Origin of the sequence: Vibrio sp. V09_P4A23P171 (assembly GCF_963875615.1) — a bacterium.
Lineage (GTDB): Bacteria > Pseudomonadota > Gammaproteobacteria > Enterobacterales > Vibrionaceae > Vibrio > Vibrio anguillarum.
The window spans coordinates 1-3,203 of record NZ_CAWNMR010000057.1 but is presented as its reverse complement, the minus strand read 5'-3'; the positions used below and the strand labels follow the sequence as shown (position 1 = coordinate 3,203).

The window sequence follows — 3,203 nt, the reverse complement described above, 5'->3', positions numbered from 1 at the left end:
GCCGCCACGCGTCGGCAATCCCTCTTGAGCCGTTTGTTATGCAAATTCAATAAGATAAACTGACTTTACTCGTTCAAAAGCCACAATTGCAATCGTTGAGTGATTCAAGAACCAACCCAAGTAGGAGCCGAGATAAATAAGCCGCCAAAACAAAGTCCACCGTTCAACAACAAACCAAGCTTTTGAATGAGACAAACTCAACAAGCAAGACTTTCAGCAAATGCGAAATACTCGATAAACTTGCCCTTTCCACACTTTGCGCCCACTTAATTTACAACACGCCAACGCTAAAACTGATTGAGGCAAACAAAGAACCTTGCCTGTTTTACGGCTTGAGTTAGCCACGAATTTTAGGGTAAAAATGCTCATTTGCCGACAACACAAAACGAATGGCCGGAGAAATCCCAAAAGATTGAACCCTTAAATTTACCTGAGTTGCATAACGCCCGCTTAAGGGGCAGCCAACGCCACTACTAACTTTCCGCATAACATCGTAATCACCAAAACCAACGCATAGTAAAAATGCCACGCGTTGGCTGTCCCTCTTGAAGCGTTTGTTATACCGCAAACCCATGCACTTTGTAGGAACTTCTTTATCAATTGCTATAGTCCCGTATAATCGCGGCCAAATTACACCATACCTATCCGCAGTGAGTAGCAAATGTCCAAACTATTTTTCAAAGGCCGAATCGACGCTAGACAAAACCACGTCATTTCGGGCTACAACGTAAAACGTGACGTAAGAGCAGGCTCTGAAGAAGCTCCTATCCATGTTGTTGTTCAAACCGAAACTCGTAAAGCAGAGATCGAAACATTGCTTTCTGAGCATTCTATCGTGGCCCGTATTGTCATTGATTCAAAGCAACCAGAGAACACAGTTGAGCTTGATACGCTATTAAATAAACCCAAAACCATCACTTACGAGAAAACACCAGAGCGTAATGATCCGTGCATTTGCGGAAGCGGCAAAAAATACAAAAAGTGCTGTGCTTAAACCTCGATTGTTACATTAAAAGCCGTCTCCTGACGGTTTTTACTATGTAGGCACTCTGTTCCTAAGTTAAAGCGGTATAACGCCCGGCTAAGGGGTTGACAACGCACTGCCGAACTTAAAAAACACACTGTAAACACTAAACTTCAATTTTGAACTAAAGCCGCCAAGCGTTGGCAATCCCTCTTGAGCCGTTTGTTATGCAAATTCAATAAGATAAACTGACTTTACTCGATCAAAAGCCACGATTGCAATGGTTGAGTGATTCAAGAATCAACCCAAGTAGGAGCCGTGATAAATTAGCCGCCAAAACAAAGTCCACCTTTCAACAACAAACCAAGCTTTTGGAACAAACAAGTTCAACGGGCGAAAAATTCAGCAAGTGTGAAATGCTCGATTAGCTTGCTCTTTCGACACTTTGCGCCCGCTCAATTCACAACGCGCCAACACTAAACTTCATTGAGGCAAACAAAGAAATTTGCCTGTTTTACGGTTTGAGTTAGTCACAAATTTGAAGGCGAAAATGCTCATTTTCCGACAGCTCGAAACGAATGGCCGGAGAAATCCCAAAAGATTGAATCCCTAAATTTACCTGAGTTGCATAACGCCCGCCTAAGGGGCTGGCAACGCATAACCACTAAACTCAAACACAACAACCGTAACCACCGCGGTTCATTAGGACTGGAAACGCCACGCGTTGACAGTCCCTCTTGAGGCGTTTGTTAGGCGATTTTGCAGATGAACTATCTCTGGTAGAGATAACTGGGTATGTAATCTGACTCCACATCCAGTGTATAGCCATACTTTTCATACGCATATTTAGCTGCCGTGAGGAGATGTAATGAAATATAACCATCCGGATCTGTTTTAAAATCCTTACCGCGTGTCCACCACTCTTTATGCATGTCTAAAGCGCGATGCATGGATAGGTTATACGCCACTTGGTCTTGTTGATGTATAGCTTGCATCACATCAAAAAAACCTAAAGTCACTCTAATTCCATGTGAGCTCACTCTCCGCTCTTGCCGAGTTTGATTTTCTCGCTGGATATGGGCAACAAAACCATCCATTAAGCCGATAATATCACTGCTTGCTTGGAGGCCAAGCATATGCAGCACTATCTCAAGATGATAACGAGCATTCAGACCACTAAACTCGATTTGTTCCTTATATAAAAGCCCCATCAGTAGATTTAAATCTTCATTGCGTCCCGTCACAATAGTAAGGTAGACCATGTCAAGCCATGCGAAAGATCTAATCTTATCGTTCCTTCCTTGGGCTGGAATTGCAAAATCTACCCCTTGGTATTGAAAGGGGATGAGCTCCCCTTTCGGTTGATTCATCTGGCGTAACCATAATATGGCGTACTGTTGAGCAGAGAAAAAATGCTCTACTACCTCAGAGTCTGCGACTGATGGTAGATAGTGACCAATGGCAAATAGCTTGCAAAGGTCTCGATACCCAGTTTCAAATCCAAAACAGTTTTTTTCCGCAATGCTCAATGAAAACTGATTGGTTTTAATAAAACTCTCTAAGGTCGCATCATAAACACGCTGCTCACCTTCCAAATTTTTAATATGAGTCTTCAGCGCTCTTTTCATCACGCGTTCATTGGAAACAACCTTTGTTTCGTCTGCCCCAGTAATGAGCTCTGTCGCTTCATGAGAATTGGCTCGCCCAAGTAAGGATAAGATAAAACGGAATGGAGTACGCATCGATTGTAACCTTTGATTATGAGCCAAATATAAATTTAGAGATTGATAACAAAGGCACGCATTATCACAATCAATACCTGTTGGTGTCTACTATCGCCTAACGCCCTGTTAAGGTGTGAGCAACACAATACCGAGGCTTCCGCATACCACCTTAAACACTAAACGCAACGCATAGCAAAAATGCCAAGCGTTGCGAATCACTCTTAAACAGATTGTTAAGCGGCTTGGATTCAACTACGAAGTGCGACACCTCTGAACATAAAAACAGTGAGATGCGATAATCATGAACTTTGCTCCCGCCAAGAAGTAAAAAACATGAAATACACGCACCTCACTGAGAACGAAAGGTATATGATTTCTGCACTCAGAAAGCAAGGAATTAGTACCGCTAAAATAGCTAAACAACTGGGTCGTCACAAAGCGACTATCTATCGAGAAATTGAACGCAATTCCCGATACAACAGACACTTTAAAAGGTACTCCTATCAGGCGTGGAG

3 protein-coding genes are annotated in these 3,203 nt (G+C 42.8%); 2 read left to right on the top strand and 1 reads right to left on the bottom strand.

Going from position 1 to position 3,203, the window contains the following annotated elements:
- Positions 1–661 precede the first annotated feature (661 nt).
- Complete coding sequence (locus AACT23_RS14965; RefSeq protein ID WP_031813926.1) at positions 662–994, top strand: PBPRA1643 family SWIM/SEC-C metal-binding motif protein; 333 nt, start codon at positions 662–664, stop codon at positions 992–994.
- A gap of 740 nt (positions 995–1,734) precedes the next feature.
- Here the strand turns inward: AACT23_RS14965 and AACT23_RS14960 are convergent.
- The gene (locus AACT23_RS14960) at positions 1,735–2,706 is read right to left on the bottom strand and encodes an immunity 49 family protein (RefSeq protein ID WP_094127986.1); all 972 of its coding nucleotides are present in this window, start codon (positions 2,704–2,706) and stop codon (positions 1,735–1,737) included.
- A 315-nt stretch (positions 2,707–3,021) separates the two neighbouring features.
- On the opposite strand from AACT23_RS14960, the gene AACT23_RS14955 reads away from it, so the two are divergent.
- A partial coding sequence (locus AACT23_RS14955; protein WP_141195547.1) for a helix-turn-helix domain-containing protein occupies positions 3,022–3,203 on the top strand: 182 nt, incomplete at its 3' end.